At 66.3% G+C, this 20,301-nt stretch carries 23 protein-coding genes and 1 pseudogene; 14 read left to right on the top strand and 10 right to left on the bottom strand.

What is annotated here, in order from left to right; genetic code table 11:
• Positions 1-38 precede the first annotated feature (38 nt).
• Positions 39-848: an alkaline phosphatase family protein gene (locus ACM9NP_RS14075; protein ID WP_415647131.1), complete on the top strand. Its 810-nt coding sequence runs from the start codon at positions 39-41 to the stop codon at positions 846-848.
• A gap of 256 nt (positions 849-1,104) precedes the next feature.
• On the opposite strand, the gene ACM9NP_RS14070 is transcribed toward ACM9NP_RS14075, so the two are convergent.
• The 3 genes from ACM9NP_RS14070 to ACM9NP_RS14060 all read right to left on the bottom strand — a co-directional run bounded on the left by ACM9NP_RS14070 (position 1,105) and on the right by ACM9NP_RS14060 (position 3,294).
• Positions 1,105-2,457, bottom strand: a complete 1,353-nt coding sequence (locus ACM9NP_RS14070; RefSeq protein ID WP_415647130.1) for an RNA polymerase sigma factor — start codon at positions 2,455-2,457, stop codon at positions 1,105-1,107.
• Positions 2,450-2,794 (bottom strand): YciI family protein, encoded by a 345-nt coding sequence (locus ACM9NP_RS14065; RefSeq protein WP_415647129.1) that lies wholly within the window; start codon positions 2,792-2,794, stop codon positions 2,450-2,452. The genes ACM9NP_RS14070 and ACM9NP_RS14065 overlap by 8 nt, the downstream gene beginning before the upstream one ends.
• 98 nt (positions 2,795-2,892) lie before the next feature.
• On the bottom strand, positions 2,893-3,294 hold the full coding sequence (locus tag ACM9NP_RS14060; RefSeq protein WP_415647128.1) for a VOC family protein: 402 nt from the start codon (positions 3,292-3,294) through the stop codon (positions 2,893-2,895).
• Between the two features lie 227 nt (positions 3,295-3,521).
• Between ACM9NP_RS14060 and ACM9NP_RS14055 the strand changes: the two genes are divergently transcribed.
• Complete coding sequence (locus ACM9NP_RS14055; RefSeq protein ID WP_415647127.1) at positions 3,522-4,121, top strand: ArsR/SmtB family transcription factor; 600 nt, start codon at positions 3,522-3,524, stop codon at positions 4,119-4,121.
• A gap of 29 nt (positions 4,122-4,150) precedes the next feature.
• Positions 4,151-4,897 carry an SRPBCC family protein gene (locus ACM9NP_RS14050; RefSeq protein ID WP_415647126.1) on the top strand — a complete coding sequence of 249 codons (747 nt, stop codon included), beginning with the start codon at positions 4,151-4,153 and terminating at the stop codon, positions 4,895-4,897.
• Between the two features lie 63 nt (positions 4,898-4,960).
• On the opposite strand, the gene ACM9NP_RS14045 is transcribed toward ACM9NP_RS14050, so the two are convergent.
• The gene (locus ACM9NP_RS14045; protein ID WP_415647125.1) at positions 4,961-5,365 is read right to left on the bottom strand and encodes a VOC family protein; all 405 of its coding nucleotides are present in this window, start codon (positions 5,363-5,365) and stop codon (positions 4,961-4,963) included.
• 64 nt (positions 5,366-5,429) lie between these two features.
• Positions 5,430-6,353 carry a phosphotransferase enzyme family protein gene (locus tag ACM9NP_RS14040; RefSeq protein WP_415647124.1) on the bottom strand — a complete coding sequence of 308 codons (924 nt, stop codon included), beginning with the start codon at positions 6,351-6,353 and terminating at the stop codon, positions 5,430-5,432.
• 78 nt (positions 6,354-6,431) lie between these two features.
• Here ACM9NP_RS14040 and ACM9NP_RS14035 point away from each other — a divergent pair, with 78 nt between their 5' ends.
• Positions 6,432-6,956, top strand: a complete 525-nt coding sequence (locus tag ACM9NP_RS14035) for a hypothetical protein (RefSeq protein WP_415647123.1) — start codon at positions 6,432-6,434, stop codon at positions 6,954-6,956.
• Positions 6,957-7,016: 60 nt separating this feature from the next.
• Complete coding sequence (locus tag ACM9NP_RS14030) at positions 7,017-7,469, top strand: VOC family protein (protein ID WP_415647122.1); 453 nt, start codon at positions 7,017-7,019, stop codon at positions 7,467-7,469.
• A 44-nt stretch (positions 7,470-7,513) separates the two neighbouring features.
• Here the strand turns inward: ACM9NP_RS14030 and ACM9NP_RS14025 are convergent, their stop codons facing one another.
• Complete coding sequence (locus ACM9NP_RS14025) at positions 7,514-8,242, bottom strand: hypothetical protein (RefSeq protein WP_415647121.1); 729 nt, start codon at positions 8,240-8,242, stop codon at positions 7,514-7,516.
• A gap of 147 nt (positions 8,243-8,389) precedes the next feature.
• Between ACM9NP_RS14025 and ACM9NP_RS14020 the strand changes: the two genes are divergently transcribed.
• Both ACM9NP_RS14020 and ACM9NP_RS14015 read left to right on the top strand, forming a co-directional pair.
• Positions 8,390-9,235 carry a metalloregulator ArsR/SmtB family transcription factor gene (locus tag ACM9NP_RS14020; protein ID WP_415647120.1) on the top strand — a complete coding sequence of 282 codons (846 nt, stop codon included), beginning with the start codon at positions 8,390-8,392 and terminating at the stop codon, positions 9,233-9,235.
• Positions 9,232-9,819 (top strand): annotated as a pseudogene (locus ACM9NP_RS14015) (dihydrofolate reductase family protein). Before ACM9NP_RS14020 ends, ACM9NP_RS14015 begins: the two are co-directional and overlap by 4 nt.
• Before the next feature lie 153 nt (positions 9,820-9,972).
• On the opposite strand, the gene ACM9NP_RS14010 reads toward ACM9NP_RS14015, so the two are convergent.
• Positions 9,973-10,686 (bottom strand): VOC family protein, encoded by a 714-nt coding sequence (locus ACM9NP_RS14010; protein WP_415647119.1) that lies wholly within the window; start codon positions 10,684-10,686, stop codon positions 9,973-9,975.
• A 256-nt stretch (positions 10,687-10,942) separates the two neighbouring features.
• On the opposite strand from ACM9NP_RS14010, the gene ACM9NP_RS14005 reads away from it, so the two are divergent.
• From ACM9NP_RS14005 to ACM9NP_RS13995, 3 genes are all read left to right on the top strand, one after another.
• Positions 10,943-11,752: an alpha/beta fold hydrolase gene (locus ACM9NP_RS14005; protein WP_415647118.1), complete on the top strand. Its 810-nt coding sequence runs from the start codon at positions 10,943-10,945 to the stop codon at positions 11,750-11,752.
• 69 nt (positions 11,753-11,821) lie between these two features.
• Positions 11,822-12,643, top strand: coding sequence for a helix-turn-helix domain-containing protein (locus ACM9NP_RS14000; RefSeq protein ID WP_415647117.1), 822 nt, complete (start codon positions 11,822-11,824; stop codon positions 12,641-12,643).
• 282 nt (positions 12,644-12,925) lie between these two features.
• On the top strand, positions 12,926-13,792 hold the full coding sequence (locus ACM9NP_RS13995) for a GNAT family N-acetyltransferase (RefSeq protein ID WP_415647116.1): 867 nt from the start codon (positions 12,926-12,928) through the stop codon (positions 13,790-13,792).
• Between the two features lie 174 nt (positions 13,793-13,966).
• Here the strand turns inward: ACM9NP_RS13995 and ACM9NP_RS13990 are convergent, their stop codons facing one another.
• The gene (locus ACM9NP_RS13990) at positions 13,967-14,707 is read right to left on the bottom strand and encodes a VOC family protein (protein WP_415647115.1); all 741 of its coding nucleotides are present in this window, start codon (positions 14,705-14,707) and stop codon (positions 13,967-13,969) included.
• Positions 14,708-14,935: 228 nt separating this feature from the next.
• Between ACM9NP_RS13990 and ACM9NP_RS13985 the strand changes: the two genes are divergently transcribed.
• From ACM9NP_RS13985 to ACM9NP_RS13975, 3 genes are all read left to right on the top strand, one after another.
• On the top strand, positions 14,936-15,283 hold the full coding sequence (locus tag ACM9NP_RS13985; protein ID WP_415647114.1) for a UBP-type zinc finger domain-containing protein: 348 nt from the start codon (positions 14,936-14,938) through the stop codon (positions 15,281-15,283).
• A gap of 355 nt (positions 15,284-15,638) precedes the next feature.
• On the top strand, positions 15,639-17,144 hold the full coding sequence (locus ACM9NP_RS13980) for an AlkA N-terminal domain-containing protein (protein ID WP_415647113.1): 1,506 nt from the start codon (positions 15,639-15,641) through the stop codon (positions 17,142-17,144).
• The gene (locus ACM9NP_RS13975; RefSeq protein WP_415647112.1) at positions 17,144-17,791 is read left to right on the top strand and encodes a methylated-DNA--[protein]-cysteine S-methyltransferase; all 648 of its coding nucleotides are present in this window, start codon (positions 17,144-17,146) and stop codon (positions 17,789-17,791) included. The genes ACM9NP_RS13980 and ACM9NP_RS13975 overlap by 1 nt, the downstream gene beginning before the upstream one ends.
• On the opposite strand, the gene ACM9NP_RS13970 is transcribed toward ACM9NP_RS13975, so the two are convergent.
• Positions 17,748-18,239: a GNAT family N-acetyltransferase gene (locus tag ACM9NP_RS13970; RefSeq protein WP_415647111.1), complete on the bottom strand. Its 492-nt coding sequence runs from the start codon at positions 18,237-18,239 to the stop codon at positions 17,748-17,750. The two genes, ACM9NP_RS13975 and ACM9NP_RS13970, sit on opposite strands and share 44 nt — an antisense overlap.
• Before the next feature lie 257 nt (positions 18,240-18,496).
• Between ACM9NP_RS13970 and ACM9NP_RS13965 the strand changes: the two genes are divergently transcribed.
• Positions 18,497-19,294 (top strand): tyrosine-type recombinase/integrase, encoded by a 798-nt coding sequence (locus ACM9NP_RS13965; protein ID WP_415647110.1) that lies wholly within the window; start codon positions 18,497-18,499, stop codon positions 19,292-19,294.
• A gap of 7 nt (positions 19,295-19,301) precedes the next feature.
• Here ACM9NP_RS13965 and ACM9NP_RS13960 read toward each other — a convergent pair whose 3' ends face one another.
• Positions 19,302-20,111 (bottom strand): inositol monophosphatase family protein, encoded by an 810-nt coding sequence (locus ACM9NP_RS13960; protein ID WP_415647109.1) that lies wholly within the window; start codon positions 20,109-20,111, stop codon positions 19,302-19,304.
• Between the last annotated feature and the right edge of the window lie 190 nt (positions 20,112-20,301).

Raw genomic sequence — 20,301 nt, 5'->3', positions numbered from 1 at the left:
CACCGACACTCCTCACAACACCACAATGGAGGAATCCGATGGTGAACCGCGTGGTCGTCTTCGGTATCGACGGTGTCCGCCTCGACAGGCTCCACACCGCGCACACCCCCCACCTCGACACGATCACCGCCAACGGCTTCCTCGCACCGGTGCGCATCCCCGACGTCAACCCGACGATCTCGGGTCCGTGCTGGGCGACCGTCGCGACCGGCGTGACGGCCGACGTCCACGGCATCAGGAACAACGACCTGCACGGGCACCGGCTCGCCGATCACCCCTGTTTTCTGCGCAGGGCCTCCGACGCAGGGCTGGCCACCTACGCCGCCGCCGGTTGGCTTCCATTGCTGCCCAATGAGCACTCCGAGTACCACGGTGGCGCGATCTTCGCCCCCGGTCGGTCCTATCTGCCGCCGCGCCCGGCGCACTCCAAGTCCGGCGGGGACGCCGTCAGCGATCTCGAGGTCGCGGCGAACGCGGCTCACACGCTCCGCCACGAGGACATCCACCTAGCGTTCGTCTACTTCGGTCAGGTCGACGAGGTCGGACACGAGGAGGGCACCGGCTCCGCCTATGACAAGGCCATCACCCAGGCCGATGCCTGTGTCGGCACCGTCCTCGACGCCATCGCGAGCCGTCCCGACCGCGCCGACGACACCTGGACCTATCTCGCTGTCACCGATCACGGGCACCGAGACGGGGGCGGGCACGGCGGCGACTCGGATCTCGAACGCACGGCTTGGATCGCCGGGTCCGATGCCGCGCTCATCGCCGACTCCGGCGCCCTCACCCATGCCGACATGCCCCGCCTCGCCTTGTCGCCCTTCGGTTTGGCGTTCGGAACCGCATGAGACCGCGCCATCTCGTCGGGCTCGTCCTCGCGGCGTGCCTCACGGGTTGCGGTGCGGATCAGTGCGTCCGGTCGACCACCCTCGGCGCCGCCGACACCCACGTCACGGTCACCAGGAACGGCGACCCGATCGGTCTGACCGCGACCGTCACCGGTTGGGACGTCACGCGCCATCCGCAGACCAATGAGAAGTCCGTCCACATCGACTATCGATTCGACATCGTCGAGGAGTTCGTGACGCAGACGCAGGTCGCGATCTACGCCTGCGCGGTCGACACCGACCGCGTCGTGCTGGCGTGTGCCACCGTCGGCGACGTCACGCGGGAGAGCGTCGCCGCCGACACGTTCCTGAACACCGAGTCGGCGAACGACACCGCCATGGTCCTGTTGCTTCCCGACGATGTCAGCGATCCGATGCACCCCTGTACCGACCTCAAGGACTTCGACGGGTACCTGCCGCCGGATCCTCCCGAGCGCGGAACCACGATGGCGCGGTCGCACGCGGCGATCGCCGCTGACACGCGCCCCAACTGTTCGAGCGCATCGGAACGCGCCGTCCACAGAGCTGAGGAACGGGGGAGCGCCTCGTCGAGGCCGTCGAGCAGCGCCAGCGCGGCGGCCGGGTCACCCGAACGCGTCACCGCGACGGCGCGATTGACCCGCACGACCGGTGATGCGGTGATGGTCTCCAAGCGTCGGTACCAGCGGACGATCCGAGTCCAGTTCGTCGCGTCCGCGGTCAGGGCGATCGCGTGTTCGGCGGCGATGTGGGCTTCCACAACGTATCGACCGTCATGATCACGATCGATACCGCGCAGGAGGCGCAGTGCGGACACGATCTCGGCATGCCGCCATCGGCGGCGATCCTGGTCGGACAACAGGATCGGCTCGCCCGCGTCGTCGACGCGAGCGTCGCGACGAGCGTGGTGCAGGAGCATCAACGCGAGGAGCCCGGCGACCTCGGGTTCGGTCGGCATGAGCGTCCGCAACACCCGTCCGACGCTGATCGCCGCGTCGGCGGCGTCGACGTCCCCGGGCGCGTAGCCGTGCGTGAACATCAGGTAGACGACCGATAGGACGGCGGGCAGTCGTTCGGGAAGTTCGTCGGCGTCCGGGACACGGAACGGAACGCCCGCCTGCTGGATCTTGCGGCGAGCCCGTGTCAGTCGTGCCGCCATCGTCGAGACCGGCACGAGGAAGAGGGCCGCTATGTCCTCTGTAGATATTCCGGCGGCGTATCGCAGGGTCAACGCCACTCGCGCGGCGGGTGCGAGGGCCGGATGACAGCAGGTGAAGATCATGCTCGCCCGGTCGTCGTTCGGTTCGGACGAAGTACGAGACCCGACCAGTAGCGGTGCCTTCCGCTCCGCGACGGCGGTACGCCGCCACCTGTCGACGGCTCGGCGGCGCCCCACCGCCCACAACCACGCGGCCGGCTCCGTGGGGACGCCGCCCCTCGGCCAGGTCCTGGCGGCCTCGGCGAACGCGTCGCCTGCGGCGTCCTCCGCCGTGTCCAAGTCGCGGAACTCGCGCGCGAGGCCCGCGACCAGGCGAGGCCATTGTTCTCGCCACGCCCGGTCGAGGGCGATCCGCGCGTCCTCGTCAGGCACCGTGTACGACGACCGGACGCACTTCCACGATCGCCGAGGGACACGCGCGCGCGAGTTCCAATGCCTCGTCCAGGTCCGCCGCTTCCACCAGGAAGAAGCCGCCGAGCTGCTCGGCGGTCTCGGCGTACGGGCCGTCGGTGATGACCGTTTCACCGCCCGATGAGCGAACGGTCGTCGCCGTGTCCGACAGCGCGAGCTCCTCCCCACCGCGGTCGGCGTCCCGTTCGGCCAGCAGGCGCCCGAACGCCTCGAACTCGGCGTAGACGGACGCCCGCTCCTCCTCCGAGGCGTTCGCCCATGATTCGTCCTTGGCGTACAACAACAGCGCGTACTTCATCGTGCCCTCCCACGTATTGGCACCACCTCGGCGGTGACGCTCTCACTTAGTTGACGTCCCACTCGGCGCCCGAATCGACATCCCGGAGATGACCTGCATCACACTTGGCCGTCAAGCCACAGGCAGAACGGATGTCCCGCCGGATCCACACAGACCCGCACATCGTCCTGCGGTTGGAACTCGGCCACGACGGCCCCGCACGCGACGGCGTGATCGACCGCCGCCGTCAGGTCGCGCACCCGAACCTCCAGGTGCATCATCACGCCCTGTTCGTCCTTCTCCGACGGCCACACGGGACGGACATAGTGCTCCTCCGTCTGAAACGACAGGCCCACGCCCCCGGACGGGTTCCGCAACAGCACCCAGTGCGGCTCGGCGACGACCACGGTCCACCCCAACAGGCGCGCGTAGAAATCAGCGAGCGACGCCGCGTCGGGCGCCCCGATGTTCACAGTCGTCAACGTCAGCTCCGGCGACATCATCGCCCCATCCTGCCTCACCGGCACGACAATGCGGGAGCGGCGAAACGGAACTCGCACTGAAGTGTCCCCAATGGTCACGACTCCTCGGCGGATGTCTCCCGCTCGTCGTGACCCGCTCGTCGTGACCCGCTCGACGAACGCACGCGTCAAGCCCATGATTCGGCCCGCTCGCGGCGACACCGTGCACCGCACCGACAACACACCGATCCTTGACAGATAAAATTGTCGGTGTAGAGTCCGGCCCCATGCAGCACGAAATCGCCCTCATCGACGATGCCGCCATCGCCGAAGCCACCCTCACGCCCATCCGCACCCGACTCCTCGCCGCGCTCGCCGAACCAGCGTCCGCGACAACCCTCGCCACCCACGTCGGCCTCACTCGCCAAAAGGTCAACTACCACCTCCGCGCCCTCGAACACCACGGCCTCATCCGACTCGTCGCCGAGAATCGCAAGGGCAACTGCACTGAACGCGTCATGCAGGCCACCGCCGCGTCCTACGTCATCTCCCCATCGGTCCTCGGCGCGGCCGAACCCGACCCCGACCGCACCGCCCGCGCCACCCCCAACTGGCTCCTCGCCACCGCGAGCCGTCTCGTCCGCGACGTCGGACGGCTCCTCAACGCCGCCCGCGATCGCGCCAACATCCCCGGCACCTACGCGATGGACGGCGACATCCACTTCGCGAGCGCCACCGACCGCGCCGCCTTCGCCCAGGAACTCACCGACGCCGTCACCGGGCTCGTGGCCAAGTACCACGCCGGAACCGCTCTCGACGGTCGCACTCACCGACTCGTCATCGCCATGCACCCCAACGCCGCCGAACCGACCACAACCACGCAATAAACACAATGGATATACGAAAGGACACCACCATGACCGAGAAGAAGCGACTCGAGAAGGAGATCGCCCTCGACGCCGGCCCTGAACAGGTCTGGCACGCCGTCTCCACCGCCGAAGGCTTCTCCACCTGGTTCGTCCCGCACTACAGCGACGACGACGGCAACATCGTCGGCGACTTCGGATCCGGCAACGAATCCACCGGTGTCCTCGTCGAGCAGGATCCCGGCCGTCGCATCGTATTCGCGTCAGAGAACGACGGAGCGCAGGAAACCCTTGAGTTCATCGTCGAGGGACGTGACGAGTCGACCACCGTCCTCCGTCTCATCCAAAGCGGCGACCTCGGCGAAGACTGGCAGATCGAACAACACAGCCGCGGCTGGGACATGTTCTTCCACAACCTCCGCGAGTACCTGGCCGGCTTCGCGGGCCAGCCCGTCACCAACATCCTCGCGCTGAACATGACCAGCATGCGCTCCGCGGAAGTGTGGGAGACGTTCCACCGTGAACTCGGCATCACCGCCGACGCCAAGGTGGGGGACAAGGTCACCGCCACCACTCCGGAGGGGCTACCGCCCATCGACGGCGTCATCGACCTCAAGGGACAGGGCATGCTCGGCATCCGCAGCGAGAACGGCCTACACCGCTTCGGAGGTGAAGGCGCCGACACGTGGGGGATGGTCAACGTCGTCCACTACTACTACGGCGTCGACATCGACCGCGACGAGGCGACGCGTGCCTGGCAAGCCTGGCTCGACCGGCTCTTCCCGGCCGCCACCTGACGCGCCAGTGCCCCTCCGCTCGACGGAGGGGCACACCGTCCGCAGGTCAACCCGTCCCGCAGGTCAACCCGTCATCGCCGCCGGGTCCATGTAGACGACCTCCCACAGGTGTCCGTCCGGGTCGGAGAAACTCCGCGAGTACATTCCGCCCTCGCTCATCGGCTCCTTCGAACGATTCCCACCGGACGCCAGCGCGGCCTCGACCAGTTGATCGACGTCACCCTGGCTGTCGGCGGACAGCGCGACAATCACCTCGGTACTCGAACTGGCGTCCACGATGGGCTTGGTCGTGAACCCGCGGAAGAAGTCCTCCACCAGCAACATGACGAAGCAGTCGTCGCTGATGATCATGCAGGTGGCGTTCTCGTCGGTGAATCGAGCGTCGAACTCGAAACCCAGCTTCGTGAAGAACGCGACCGACCGCTTCAGATCCTTGACGGCAAGATTGACGAACATCTGTCGTGACATTCCGTCAACATAACAGCGCGATTCTCGTCGCACAGGGTGATCGAGCAAGCAAACGAAACAGCCCTCAAAAGATCAAACGCCCCACCGCGTCGGCGTTGCGAACGAACACCGACCAGCTGTGACACTCGTTCACCGACCGTATCCCCAGCATGAGCGCGTGCTTCGACAGAAACTCCGCGGCGTCCACCAACGCCGACAACTCGAACGCCACCGGCACCAACGCCCGCTCCGCGAAACTCAACGGCCGCACCAGGTCATAACCCTCCAACAAGGCCGAAGCGGCCTCCATCGGCAACCGCCGATCAGGGTGCCACACCGCCAAATAGAACAACGCCCGCGCCACATCGATCAGCAGCGGACCGCGATTCAACTCGCCGAAATCGAGCAGCGCCACCACCTCGCCGTCCCGTACCAGCACGTTGTCCGGATGCAGATCATGATGCAGCGGCCCCGACGGCGCCCTTCCCAGCCGTTCCAACTCCGCCCACCGTCCATCGAGGAACCGGGACACGGCGTCCCGCCACACTCCCATGTCGTCCACACACGTCGGGACCACGACCGACTCTCGCAACACCGCGACCCGATCGATCACGGGAATCCGCTCATCCGCCCAACCCGAGGCCAGCACATGGAACCAACCCAGCAACTCACCACACCGCCTGGCCAACGACACGTCGAGGACCGCCGGGGCCGCGCCGTCCACGAACGGGAACACCGCGACCGGGTAGACCTTGTCGAGCAGCAGTTCACCGGCACCGGTCCGAAACGGACCCGGCGTCGGAAAGCCCTGCCCCGCCAGAAAGGAGACCAATCGCAGCTCCGCCGCGATCGCGTCAACGGACGCCCCCGAATAGCGCCGTACCACCGCGTCACCCCGGTCGGTCGCTACGCGCAGGTTCACGTTGTCGCACCCCCGGGGAAGGTCCTCGAGCGCACCGCGCATGACGAAACCGAAGTCCCTCAACACATCCACAACCGAGTCGAACACAAACAAACCATACGTCCGGCGGGCCGGCGAAACAGTCGACACCGACGCGTCCGTGCGCGACCACCTACGATTGACGCGATGACCGCCGCATCCCCGCCGACCATCGAACTCGACGTCGCGACCTTCCTCGGCACCGGCACACTCGGAACCATCCGCATCGGCGACTCGATGAACCTCCTCCGCGAGACACTGCCCCCTGCGGTCGACGACGGCATCGATCTGCCACCAGGCTCGGCGATCTGGGCATACGGCACGCTCGAACTCCACTTCGTCGACGACCGACTGGCGCTCATCTGGTGCGACCGCCTACCCGACCTCCGTCGATCAACCACTGTGGATAACATTCGAGTCGACCCGTGGATCATCTGCGAGGACAAGTCCCGCACACTCGCCGAGATGCTCCCGGAATTCGCCCACCAAGGCTGGACCCTACGACTCGCCGACCCCAGTCACCGATACTCCCTGACCGTCCACATCATCGACAGCGGCGTCGAACTGCACTTCGAAGAAAGCCCCACCGCCAACGACGACGCACCACCGTCCTGGCCGGAATTCGAACTGGTCGCCTTCGCGCTCCGGTCACCATCGGAGCCACCCGGCTAAGGCACGCGCGACCGTTCCAACCAGGCCGTCAGGTCGGTGGGCGCGTGTATAAAAAGTCGCATGGCACTGAACTGGAAGCTCGTCATCGACACCAAGAACGCCCCGGCTCTCGCCGACTTCTGGGCCGCGGCCCTGGGATACGAGGTAGAGGATCCCAGCGCTCTCATCGAGCAGTTGCTGTCCGCGGGCCACCTCGGGGAGGACGCGGTCGTCGAACACCACGACCGCAAGATCTTCCGGGGCTACGCCGCGATCCGGCACCCCGATGACCCGTTCGACGCCACCAGCGGCGTCGGTCACGGCAGGCGGCTGCTCTTCCAGGACGTGCCCGAGGAGAAATCCGTCAAGAACCGCCTCCACGTCGACATCCACAGCGAACCAGGGGGACTCGACGAGCTCGTGACCCGACTTGAAGGGCTCGGAGCGACCCGCGTCCGCGAACTCGACAAAGGACCCGCCGGACACTGGTGGATCATGCAGGACCCGGAGGGCAACGAGTTCTGCGCGGCATAACCGCACCGGCGGGCATCCAACGATCGGAAGGGCATCCGAACGACTCACTGGTGTCGCATCCAGAGATTCTCCTCCGCGTACGTCGCCCGGTCGATGCCGCGATCCACCCTCAACGTGGTCAAACCGTCCGGGATGACGTACTCACCGCTGGCCGGAAAGCGCATGCCGGTCCAGGACTCCCACTCCGATACGGTCCCCGTGATGACCATCGACCGCACGGCTGGCCCGAGGATCGTCGCCCCCATGCGCTGATGCGTTCTGATCCACGGGTCGAAGGCGAGGCCGTCGTCTCGAACCCAGCTCGCGTACTCGGCTATCGACTGAAGCGGGTAACGGTGCTTCAATGTGGGGCGCACCGGCGCCACGACCTGTCGAATGCCCTGCTCGACGGCCCGCGTCCTCAGCGCGTCCAAGACCTGAGTCGCCAACCCCCGCTTGTCATACGCCGGTGCGACGGCGGCCGCCATGACACTCACGGCGGTCGGCACCCGCCCCGCCTCATGATCGTCGACAGACCTGGCGAGCGCACCGTCGTAGCCATCGGGGAGATCCTGCACGCCGCCGTCCCAGGCGAAGGGAACCGCCCAACCTCCGGCGGCGACTTCGTCCCCTTCGAGAAGCAGCACGTCGAAGTGAGCGAAGTACTCCGAAATCCGTTTCCGGTACCTGGGAACGACATCATCGTGGAAGACGAACTCCGGCCATCGCACCCGGAAGGCGTCACCGGCCCGAACCTCCAGATCGGGCCGATCGGCGCTCGTCACGATTCGCATCCCGTGGCCTCCTTCGCGGTGGTCAGGTTCGTGCCTGACCCAAGTGGCAGGTTATCCGAGGTGTTTGGGCTGGGCGCGGGCTGCGGCTCGAACATTCCCAAAAATATTCCTTGACAAGAATATTCGCTGTGGCGAATACTTCTGAGTATGGACACACTTCTCGCAGCACTGGCCGATCCGGCCCGATGGCGGCTGGTGAGCCTGCTTGCTGAGCGACCCCGACCGGTCGGCGTCCTCGCTCAGCTCGCGGGGGCGCGCCAGCCGCAGACGACCAAGCACCTCCAGACGCTCGAACGCACGGGCGTCGTCACCTCCCAGCGCACCGGTCAGCGCCGCGTCTACGCACTCCAGTCCGCCCCACTGAGGGAGCTCGCGGACGCGCTCACACGGCTCGCCGACGCAGTGGATCAGGTCGACGGCCCGCGAGCGACCTTCGACCGCTACGGGTTGAGCGTCCGTGACGAGCGGCTGGCGGCGGGGGAGTCGAAGTGGGCGGACGGTCGATCATTCGAGTTCCACCGAGAGCTCTCGACGGGACCCGAGCGGGTCTGGCGCCACCTCACCGAGACGGCCCTGCTGGCTCGATGGTGGACGCCCGACGACCTCCGCGTCTCCGAACTCGTCTATGAGGCACGACCGGGCGGCCGGATCGTCCAGGAGTACCGCGATGTCGAGGACATCGACGGCACCGACGTGATCGCCGGACGAGGGGAGGGCGTCGTCGTCGATGTGAGTCCCAACGAGCGCCTCTCCTACCGGCTCTCCCCACTCCTTCCCGACGGGGGGCTCGCCTTCACCGCCCACATCGACTTCGGCCTGCGGCCCAACGCAACCGGCACGGACCTCGACGTCCGATACCGGATCACCGACAGCACCGTCGACTCCGCGGATTTCATCGCGGGCATCGAGATCGGCTTCGGTCAGAGCCTCGACAAACTCGCGGCGACGCTCGCCGTGGAACCGGACGACACCAACACAAGGAGCACGAAATGACAGGGCAGTTCAGCGGGCGCAGGGTCGTCACCAACATGAGCCTCTCCCTCGACGGCCGCTACGCCGGACCGATCGACCCGCTGAACATGAACTGGGTGATGCCGTACGCCGTCACCGACGTCGCGCGCGACCACATGGCGGGTCTCCGAGAGTCGGCGACGACGGCGGTGCTCGGGCGGGTCAACGCGGAGGGCTTCCTCGGCTACTGGCCCTCCGTCATCGGTATGGAGGGTGCCGACTCTCGCGACGAGGCCTTCGCGAAGTGGCTCGTCGAGACCGACAAGGTCGTCTTCTCCTCGACCCTCGACGAGGCACCGTGGGAGCGAACGACGGTCGTCGACGAGCCGACCGCCGAAGCCGTCACCAAACTCAAGACGACCGAAGGCGGCGACATTCTTGTGCTCTCCAGCGCGAGCATCATCAAAGCGCTGCTGTCGGCAGACAAGGTCGACCGCTTGGCGCTCACCGTCTTCCCGATTTTCCTCGGTGGCGGCCCGCGTCTCTTCGACGACGGACTGCCCGCAAGGCAATGAGAGCTCGCCAGCCAGGCCGCAGGAGAACACGGCACCATGTCGCTCGCATAAGACCGGGTTCGTTGAACCGGACGAACGACGGTCGCACCCGATCAGGTGCGACCGTCATTCGTCCGGTCTTCGTTCAGTCCATGGCGGTCGGATCAACGCGACGGACCCTCGGACCACCCGCGTCCGGCGCGCCCATGATGGAGGGTCGTCCCGTTAGGTCAGCGGCGGGAACACGCAGAACTCGTTGCCGTCGGGATCGGCCATTACCACCCAGTCGACCTCGCCCTGGCCGATGTCGATACGAGTCGCACCAAGGGAGACGAGACGATCGACCTCCGCCTGCTGATCACCGCCCGCCGGGGGAGCGAGGTCGAAATGCTGCCGGTTCTTGCCGGACTTCTCTTGAACCGGCGGGCCACCCCAGGTGATCTTCGGTCCACCATGGGGTGAACGAATCGCGGTCTCCTCGTCCTGATCCCAGACCAGGGGCCAGTTCAGCGCCTTGCTCCAGAAGTACCCGACCGCCTGCGACCCGTCGCTCGCGAGCGCGCCGACGAAGCCGCAGTCGGCGAGGAAGTTGTTGCCGGCCGGGATGACGCAGAACTCGTTGCCTTCCGGGTCGGCGAGGACGAAATGTCCTTCCTCCGGTGTCTGTCCGATGTCGATGTGGCGTCCACCGAGTTCGAGTGCCCGCGCCACCGTCTCGTGCTGTTGTTCGGGGGACTGGCTCGTCAGATCGAAGTGCATCTGATTCGGAACCGTCTTCTCCTCCTGGGTGGGCAGGAATCGTATTCGGAATCCGGTGTCATCGTTGGGGACAAGGGTGGTACCGTCCGCGGTCTCCCACCCCAGGACTCCCGCCCAGAAGTTCGCGAGACGGGTTGGGTCGTTGGCGTCGATGCTGAGCGCGAAGAGCTGAGCGGTCATCCCGGCGTATCCAATCTGCTGACCACAGCAAAAGAAAACGGGCACGTCCTCGTGCCCGCGAGGAACGTCATGCTAAGCAGCGCCCAGCTGGCGACACAACTCGTTTAGCCAGGACAACGCCGCCCCGCGATGAGTGCTCATGCGAACGGCCGGAGCTGATGTGGTGGCGCGGCGGTGGCAGCTGGACCATGCGGGCATCGCCCCGCCTGACATTTATCCAAGACGGCCCGCCGACGGCGTGGGCATCATCGTCGGCATGAGTCAACACTTCACCGAGCAATCGCAGGGCATGCACGTGATCCACGACGGCCCACCACAGTCACCACCGCTGCTCCTCATCCACGGATCGGGAGCCGCGGCCAGCTCCTGGAACCCCGTGGTGCCAATGCTTTCCGGTCACCACCATGTCATTCGCGTCGACCTCCCCGGCCACGGCCGGTCGCCGTCGTCATCCTCGTACGCCGTGACCGAGCAGGCCGGCCGGGTGGCTGCCCTGCTGGACGAGCTAGGGCTCGACCACGTGATCGTGGCCGGGCACTCCAGCGGTGGATACATTGCCACCGCCTTGGCACAGCAACGCCGGGACTTGGTGAGTTCGCTGGCACTGATCAGCACCGGGCCCAGTCCTGAAGCCTTGCTGCGACAACCGGCGATCGTCCGAATGCTGACGACCAAGCCGATCGGGCCACTGCTGTGGGCATTGCGTTCGGACGCCGTGATCCGAAAAGGAATCAGCGCCACGTGCCACAGCCGGGTGGACATCGACGCCGAATTCGTCGCAGGCATGCGAGGCCTGACCTACCGCACATTCACGACCGTGCTGCGCGAAAACGGTGCCTACATAGCCGATCGGAGCGTGCCCGAGCGCCTCACCGCCCTCGACGTGCCGGTGCTGGCAGTCTTCGGCGATAGCGACCCCCGCTGGGATCCCACCTCGGTGTACCAGTACGACACCCTGCCCCGCGCGCACGTCACGCAACTGCCCGCCGTCGGTCACATGCCGATGCTCGAAGCGCCCGAGGCGACCGCCCGACTACTCCTGGACTTCGCGGCGAAGGGCCACTGACCACCACGATTCCTCAACACCTAGCCTCGTGGCATGCCGTTGACCGGAACATCACCTGATTGGTCGCGGATGGACATCACACGCCCGCGCCGAACTGGCCTGCCGCCGGGGATCAGCATGGCTGGATTCCACCAGAGTGCCCCGGCACCCGTGAACATCACGATGGTCGCGCACCCGTCCATCACTCTGCTCATCGACCTCAGCGAAGGCGATGGTCTGGTCTATGACGCCCACGGTAGCCACGGACGCGGCAGTGTCGTCGCCGGGCTGCTTCCCGGCGAGGTCCGGGCAGGCGGCTGGGTAGGCCAATGCCTTCAGATCCGGTTGTCACCGATCATGGCCAGCGCGGTATTCGGCGCGTCCGCCGAGCTCAGCGGAACGGTGGTGCGCCTGGACGAAGTGTGGGGCCGCGAAACCGAGCAGTTCGAGGACAGGCTGCGCACCGCCGCCTCCTGGGACGAACGGTTCGCCGTGGCCATGGACCTGCTCGGCCGCCGCCTGGACGCCCATCGTCCGGTGGAACCAGAGCTGTCCTATGTGTGGCGGCGGACGATCCACAGCCGAGGGCTCATGCAGGTCGACCGCTTGGCGGAGGAAACCGGCTGGAGCCGCAAACGCCTGTGGTCCCGCTTCCGATCCCAGCTGGGCATCACTCCCAAACGTGCCGCCCAACTCGTGCGCTTCGACCATGCCGCCCACCTGCTGGCGGCAGGTCACGCCCCCGCCCGGGCGGCCGCCGCCAGCGGGTACGTCGACCAGTCCCATCTCCACCGCGAGGTCAAGGCGTTCACCGGAACCACACCCACGGTCTTGGCCGCCGCGCCATGGCTGGCGATCGACGACCTCGCCTGGCCGGCCTCAACACACAATAATTCGAGAGTGTGGGTGTGACTCGTGAGTTGGCATGAGCCGACGCTGTCGCCTGCGCAAGACCGTTCCGGGACCCGTCACCCCTGAGCCGGGGGAGCGATGTCCATAATGAACACCGATGGCTGTCCGCGAGACGAGCCCGCCGGATTCAAAGTGGCCACAACGTCATCCCACCGACAAGACGCCCGCGCCTTCCCTCGAACGGCGCAAGAAATCACACAGCATTATGGACTATAGCGGGGGATTCATACCACCGGCTAAACCAGTTGCGGATCGTCGGTGCGGTGGTATGTGATCACGAGTATGACGATTGCCTTGGGCACACCAGAGGTCAAAGACCTCAACAAGGTTGCGGACGTGCTTGGGGAATGGCAGTACGACGGAGCACCGATGCAACTCCATCCGGGCGACCTGGGCTGGTTCTGGCGGTTCGGCGCGGAGGCGACGGCCACCGCGCTCCGGACATGGAGCAGAGACGGTCGCATTCTCGCCGTCGGATTGCTGGACGGCCCCAACCTGCTGCGAGTGGCCACCGCTCCAGACGCTCGACAGGACGAGGAGTTGGCGCAGCGCCTCGTCAACGACGCCGCCGAACCGAAGCGCGGCGTACTGATCGAGGGGAGAGTCAACATCGAGGCGCCGATGGACGCCCTAGCCCAGAATCGACTGTCCCATGCCGGCTGGAACACCGACGAACCGTGGACTCCACTGAGCCGCGACCTCAATGAGCCGGTGCCGGCCCCGGGGGTGCGGATCGAAGTGATCGGACCCGAGCAGGCGGATGTGCGAACCGCGGTACAGCGGGCGGCGTTCGACGGCTCGACGTTCACGGACGAGCGTTGGCACGCGATGGCGAGTGGATTCTTGTACGCCGACGCCAGGTGTCTGGTCGCGTACGACGACGAGGACAACGCCGTGGCAGCCGTGACGGTGTGGTCCGCCGGACCGGGCAAACCAGGGTTGCTCGAACCCATGGGCGTACACCGAGAACAACGCGGTCACGGTCACGGCAGGGCGATCACCATCGCCGCCGCGGCGGCGCTCCAGGAGTTGGGCTCGTCGAGCGCGATCGTCTGCACGTCGAGTTCCAACGTCGGCGCCGTCGCCACCTACGCGTCAGCCGGCTTCCAGAGGCTTCCCGAGGTCCGGGACAAATACCGAGACGCCTAAGAAGACGATGGACCCCCCGTCTGCCCGGTCTCATCAATCTGAGGCGTGACCGAGGCGGTGATCCGCGGAATCTCGAGCTGACCTTGGTCGGTGTCCTCTGATCGGGCCGGGTAGTTCGGTGGCTGCGTTGCGGCACGGGCGAAAGCGCTCGCGTGGACGGCGCCCCGCGTCACATCAGAGGGGAGTGAGGAGGCAGAACTCGTTGCCCTCCGGGTCGGCGAGAACCGCCCACGGCACGTCGCCTTGACCGAGGTCGATGTCGGTGGCGCCGAGAGCACGCAGTCGGGCCACGTCCGCCGCGTGATCGTCACCGGGGTACGGCCGCAGATCGAGATGGACGCGGTTCTTCACGGTCTTCGTGTCGGTTGCGCGGAGGAACTTCAGATACGGGCCGACGTCCTTGGCGGAGCGCAGCACCGCGTGATCGTCGGTCACCTCGTGCACGGTCCAGTCCATCGCTTCGCCCCAGAACCGGGCCATGGCCTGCGGATCTACGCAGTCGACCACCACCACGGCTATCGGCCCGGTGTCCTGGTAGATCGGTCGGGGTTCCAGCACGCAGAACTCGTTGCCCTCCGGGTCGGCGAGAACCGTCCACGGCACGTCGTCGCCCTGGCCGATGTCGGCGGGCGTCGCACCGAGGTCCTTAAGGCGCGCGATCAGGTCCGCATGGTGTGCCGCCGAGGTGGTGGCGAGGTCGACGTGTACCCGATTCTTCACCGTCTTCGGTTCCGGAACGGAAATGACGTCCACAAAGACGGCGGTGGGGTCGGGATAGGCGATGCCCTCCGGCTCGACATTGGTCACGCCGGGCCCTTCGCTGGAGATGCCCCAACCGAGCGCCTTCGCCCAAAACTGGCCGACCGCGGCGTCATCCCGAGCATTCATCGCAATCTGAACAAGTCGCGTCACCATGTCGCCGATCGTACATTCGCGCAGATCAGCAACCGTCCGCCCCGGGATGTCAGTGATCCTGACTGCTTTTCGGACATTCGGAGGTGGGGCTTCGGGGAGGGGTCGATCAGGCTTTACTTGACATAATATTCATTATCAACCAACGAAGGACGGGCCGAGAAGGAGCCAAGTCGCGGCGCTGGCGGCGAACGAATCGTTAGAGTCGCCGCGGGGGTGGTTGACATGACGATGAACGACATCGACCCGAGTGTTCCGCCGAGCGGGACCGGCTGCGTGGAATGTCTCGCGGGCGAGGGTGCCGGATGGTGGGTGCATCTGCGTCGCTGTGCGGCATGCGGCCACATCGGATGTTGCGACACATCGCCTTCGCAACACGCGACGCAACACCACGTGGATACCGGCCACCGGTTCGTCACCAGTTTTGAGCCTGATGAGAACTGGTATTACGACTACGCCGACGGCACCAGGGCGTCCGGTCCCCGGTTGGCTGCCCCGCAGTCGCATCCGGTTGATCAGCCGACACCGGGCCCAGCCGGGAGAGTCCCGCCAGACTGGCGCGATCGGATCAAGGTCTGAGTGGCGTGTTGGGGGGCGGTTCTGCTGATACGTGCGTGAATTCAGCATAAGTGCGATTATGCGTGATTCAGTTGTGAATGGTGTGGCGATAGTGGACGTATGACGATCACCCTTCCGTCGGCGATGGCGCCCTCCGGCAGCCCCCTTCGTCATATCGATTCGATGTTCCGAATCTCCTCGCCACACTGCTTCTCCCCCAGCCGATTCCATTGAACCGTTCGCTCCCCCGATCGGACGGCGAGCGCCCCCTCGCGATGTCCCTTTTGTCCGATTCAGTCGTGGGGTCGAGGTCCGAGGCACTGTGATGTCGTTTTTCGGCTAGCGGTTGCCATGGGTGGCGGGCATCGTTGGTCGGGTGCATGAGGATGTCGAGCGTTGCGTACGGGCCGTGTCGTCAAGGGACGCGCGGTTCGATGGGTGGTTCTTCACGTGTGTGGTGTCTACGGGGATCTACTGTCGGCCGTCGTGTCCGGCGCGTACGCCGAAACCGGAGAACATGCGGTTCTGCGCGACTGCGGCCGCTGCGCAGCGGGAGGGCTTTCGGGCGTGCAAGCGGTGCCAGCCGGACGCGGTGCCGGGTTCTCCCCGGTGGAACGGTCGGGCTGACGTGGTCGCTCGGGCGGTGCGGCTCATCGGTGAGGGACTGGTCGACCGGGAGGGGGTGCCGGGTTTGGCTTCCCGCTTGGGGTACAGCGTTCGTCAGGTGGAGCGGCTGGTTCAGGCGGAGTTGGGCGTCGGCCCGTTGGCGTTGGCACGCGCGCAGCGAGCGCAGACGGCGCGGTTGTTGATCGAGTCGTCGGGGATGCCGTTGGGCGAGGTGGCGTTCGCGGCGGGTTTCGCGAGCGTTCGGTCGTTCAACGCGACGGTGGCGTCGGTGTTCGGGATGACGCCGGGTGCCCTGCGTGAGCGGGCGCGCGGTGGGGTCGGGTACTCCCCTGGTCGGTTGTTGGTGCGTTTGCCTTTCCGTGGCCCGTTGCATGTGGAGGGGCTGTGGGGACACCTGGTGGCGACGGCGGTGCCCGGTGTCGAAGAGTGGAGTGGCGGCGTGTTGCGGCGGTCTTTGCGGTTGCCGTTCGGCACGGGTGTGGTGGGTCTGCGGCGGGGTGACGGCGTCGTGTGGTGTGAGTTGTCGCTGTCGGACATGCGGGACGTGTCGGCGGCGATCAGTCGGTGTCGGTGGTTGCTGGACTTGGACGCGGATCCGGTGGCGGTGGACGAGGTGTTGTCTCACGATGAGGTGCTGCGCCCGTTGGTGGCGGCGGCCGGTGGGCGTCGGGTTCCGAGGTCGGTTGATCCGGCTGAGTTCGTGGTGCGGGCGGTGATCGGCCAGCAGGTGTCGACGGCGGCGGCGCGGACGGTGGCGGGCCGATTGGTCGAGGAGTTCGGGGAGCCCGTGGTGGACGTCGGTGGTGGTGTGTCGCGGTTGTTCCCGTCGATGGAGGTGTTGGCGGGGGTGGATCCGGCGGCGCTGCCGATGCCGGGGTCGCGGGGTCGGGCGTTGGTGGCGGTGGCGGACGCGTTGGCCTCTGGCGCGGTGGACGTCGGGGTCGGTTCGGATTGGGGTGCCGTTCGGGCCGGGTTGTCGGCGGTGCGCGGCATCGGGCCGTGGACGGTGGAGATGGTGATGATGCGCGGTGTGGGCGATCCGGACGCGTTCGTTCCGGGCGATCTGTGGGTGCGGGCCGGTGCCGAGCGCTTGGGTTTGCCGACGGCGGTCTCGGGTCTGGTGGAGTGGTCGTCGCGGTGGCGGCCGTGGCGGGCGTACGCGGTTCAGCATCTGTGGGCTTTGGGTGATCATGAGGCGAATCGGTTGCCGGATTTGAGTGGGTCGTCGCCGGCCGTCGTGGAGGGGAGCGCGTGATGGAGCGGGTGTTTCGGGTGGTGGATTCGCCCTTGGGGTGGTTGACCTTGGTGGGTGAGGAGGGTCGGCTGGTCGGGCTGTTCGTGGATGGTCAGCGGTACCGTCCGGCGGACGCGGAGTTCGGGGTGCGGGTCGAGTCGGGTTTCGAGTCGTTGGTGGAGCAGTTGGGTGAGTATTTCGACGGTCGGTTGACGCGGTTCGATGTGGCGTTGGGTTTCGGGGGGACGGAGTTTCAGAATCGGGTGTGGCGGGCGCTGGTGGAGATCCCTTATGGGCAGACGGTGACGTATGGGGGTTTGGCGGGGTTGTTGGGGGTGCCGCGGGCGTCTCGGGCGGTGGGCGCGGCGAATGGGCGCAATCGGGTGTCGATTGTGGTGCCGTGTCATCGGGTCGTGGGTGCGGACGGGTCGTTGACGGGATATGCGGGTGGTGTGGAGCGGAAGCGGTGGTTGTTGGATTTGGAGTCGGGGCGTGTGCCGTTTGGTTTAGAGGCTGTTCCGTTGCCTCGGGGTTCGGCTGTGGGGGTGTCGGGCCGTCGTCGGTCGGGTGGTCGACGTTCTGATCACGGTGTTTCGAGGGCCTCGTGGCGTTGCGTCCCCATCGCTAGTCGACGCCGACGGTGGTGCTGCGTCGTTCGAGGCGGGTGACGTCGCGCCATCGTCCGTGGTGTTTGCCAATGCGGGTGCTGGTGCCGACGACGCGGAATCCGGCGTTGGTGTGGAGGCGCAGGCTGGCGGTGTTCTCGGGGAATATGCCGGCTTGGATGGTCCAGATGTCGGCGTTGTCGCAGGAGTGGATGAGGGTGTGGAGGAGGGCGGTGCCTACTCCCCTGTTGTGGGCGCGGGGGTGGATGTAGACACTGCTTTCGACGACGCCGGCGTAGACGGGTCGGTGTGAGGTGGGGGTGACGGCGATCCAGCCGAGGGGGCCGGTTTCGTCGGTGGCGATGAAGCGGTGTTGGGCGTGGTGGGTTGCGTCGAATTCGGGCCAGGTGGGTGTGGTGGTGGCGAAGGTGGCGTTGCCGGTGTCGATGCCGTGTTGGTGGATGGTGAGAATGGCGGCGGCGTCGTTGGGCGTGGTGGGTCTTATGTGCATGGTCTCTGTCCTCCGTGGTGGCGTCATACCGGGGGTGGATACTGCCGGTTGAGTGTGCCGGTGTTGTTTCGTGGAGGTTGAGCGTGGATTTCGGTGTGGCGGTTGAGGAGTTCTTTGTTTCGCGGGCGCCTCGGAAGGATTCGCCGCACACGGTGGCGGCGTATCGGCGGGATTTGGTGGCGGTGGGTCGGTGCGTGGGTGAGGTGTTGGGTGTGGATGTTTCGGGGGTGGATTGTTCCGGGTTGACGGTGGAGGTGATGCGGAGGGCTTTCGCCGGGTTTTCGGCGTCGCGGGCGAAGTCGTCGATTTCGCGGGCGTGGTCGGTGTGGAACTCGTTCTTCGCGTTCTGTGTGAGTGAGGGTGTGGTGGCGGGGAATCCGATGTCGGGGGTGGTGCGTCCGCGTCCTGGGGATCGGTTGCCGAAGCCGTTGCGGGGTGAGGATACGGCGGAGCGGTTGTTGGTGGCGGTGGCGTCGGGGGCGCGGCGGTCTCGGTTTCCTTGGCCGCAGCGGGATCTGGCGGTGGTGGCGGTGTTGTTGTTGACGGGGGTGCGTAGTAGTGAGTTGTTGGCGTTGCGGGTGTGCGATGTGGTGGGTGCCGACGGTGAGCTGCGGTTGATGGTGCGCGGGGGTAAGGGTGATCGGGATCGGGTGGTTCCGGTGGAGCGGCCGTTGGAGTTGGTGGTGGAGTCGTATGTGGCGTCGCGGCGGGATCGGTTGGGGGTGTGGCCGTTGCCGGTGGAGTCGGCGTTGTTCGTGGATCATCGGGGGTCGGGGTTGACGCGGAATCAGTTGCAGTATCTGGTGCGTCAGTGTTATCGGGGGGCGGGTGTGTCGGACGCGGTGGAGCGGGGTGCTCTGGTGCACGCGTTGCGGCATACGTTCGCGACGCGGTTGGGGCAGGCGGGCGCGAGCGCGGTGGAGGTGATGGAGTTGTTGGGGCATCGGTCGTTGGCGGCCTCGCAGGGGTATATCCGGGTGACGGGTCGGGAGTTGCGTGAGGCGGTGGGGTCGAATCCGGTGTACGGGTCGGTGCGGCGGATCGTGGGCGGTTAGTGCCTTCCTAGGTTTGTGGGGCGAGGAGTGGGGTGAGGGCGTTGATGGCGTCGGGGGTTCCGGTGATGAACGGGAGGGTGTTGGCGCCGGTGATGGAGAAGGGTGTGCCGTCCATGGTGGTGTTGGTGCCGCCGAGGGTGGTGTGGATGTGGAGGCCGGCGGCGTGGTCCCAGGGTTTTTCCCAGGTGTAGACGAGGGCGTGGTGTTTGCCGGCTATGAGGTCGAGGTAGGAGAGTCCGGCGCTCTTGCAGTCGGTGGTGTGGATGTGGGGGTGGCGAAGTCCGTTGAGGACGGTGTGGTAGCCGGCGGTGTAGTTGTGGTGGGTGGTGACGACGTCCCAGGTGCCGTGGTAAGGGCGGTTGACGAGGGTGGCCGGTTTGTTGTTGATCCATGCGCCGTGGCCGTTGAGGGCGCCCGCGGTGAGGGGTAGGGATGGCGCGTATATCCAGGACGCGATGGTTTGTCCTTTGTGTGCGAGGGAGACGAGGCAGGAGTAGTAGGGGTCGCCGTTGACGAAGTTGGAGGTGCCGTCGACGGGGTCGATGATCCATACGGGGGTGTCGGCGTGGAGGTGGTCGACGATGGCGGGGTCGGCGTCGGTGGCTTCCTCGCCGACGGTGAGTGAACCGGGGAGTGCTTTTTGGAGTGTTTCGGTGAGGCGTTCCTCGGCGCGGCGGTCGGCGGTGGTGACGAGGTCTCCGGGGTGTTTTTCGATGATGTCGGTGGTGGTGAGGCGGCGGAATCGGGTGAGGATCTCTTCGTCGGCGATGCGGTGGATGGCGGTGGTGAGGTCGTCGTACTGGTTCAGGGTCAGCATGGGTTCTAGTGAATCAGGTGGCGGCGGTCGCTCGGGGTCGTGTCGTTTGTGTCGGGGTGTGTGGGGTGCTGGGCAGCGCCTAGGGTGTGGCCATGACGAACTTGACGGTGTTGGAGAGTACGGCGTATCGCTTGCAGCACGCGGTGGCGCGGGCGCAGTCGCTCGGGCGGGTGCCGTCGGTGGTGGCGGG

The sequence above is a fragment of the Stackebrandtia soli genome, assembly GCF_965137155.1.
Classification (GTDB): Bacteria; Actinomycetota; Actinomycetes; order Mycobacteriales; family Micromonosporaceae; genus Stackebrandtia; species Stackebrandtia soli.
The sequence above is the reverse complement of the archived record's forward strand: the minus strand, read 5'-3'. Positions and strand labels throughout refer to the sequence as shown.